Annotated in this window: 1 protein-coding gene; it reads left to right on the top strand. The window is 69.2% G+C overall.

Annotation, left to right across the window (positions count from 1 at the left end; translation table 11 throughout):
- Window positions 1-555, top strand: a 555-nt coding sequence (locus D1094_RS18475; RefSeq protein WP_182440247.1) for an acyl-CoA dehydrogenase family protein, incomplete at both ends; no start/stop codon positions are given.

Raw genomic sequence — 555 nt, 5'->3', positions numbered from 1 at the left:
GACAGCGCGGCGGTGCAGACCCGCGCCGTCCTCGACGGCGACGCCTATGTGCTGAACGGCTCCAAGCGCTTCATCACCAACGCCGGCAAGGCGCACCTGTTCACGGTGATGGCCCGCACCAATCCCGATGTGAAGGGCGGCTCCGGCGTCTCGGCCTTCCTGGTGCCGCGCGACCTGCCGGGGCTGACGGTGGGCAAGTCGGAAAAGAAGATGGGCCAGCAGGGCGCCCACATCCACGACGTCATTTTCGAGAACGTCCGCGTGCCGGTCGAGAACCGCCTGGGCGGCGAGGGCGAGGGCTTCAAGGTGGCGATGCAGGTGCTGGATCGCGGCCGCCTGCACATCTCGTCGGTCTGCGTCGGCGTCGCCGAGCGCCTGATCGCCGACTGCGTGGCCTACGCCAACGAGCGCAAGCAGTTCGGCAAGCCGATCGCCGAGTTTCAGCTGATCCAGGGCATGATCGCCGACAGCAAGACCGAGGCCCTGGCCGCCCGCGCCCTGATGCTGGAGACCGCCCGCAAGCGCGACGCCGCCGAGACCGTCACCCTGGAGGCC

The sequence above is a fragment of the Colwellia sp. RSH04 genome, assembly GCF_003545765.1.
GTDB lineage: Bacteria > Pseudomonadota > Gammaproteobacteria > Enterobacterales > Alteromonadaceae > Colwellia.
The sequence above is the reverse complement of the archived record's forward strand: the minus strand, read 5'-3'. Positions and strand labels throughout refer to the sequence as shown.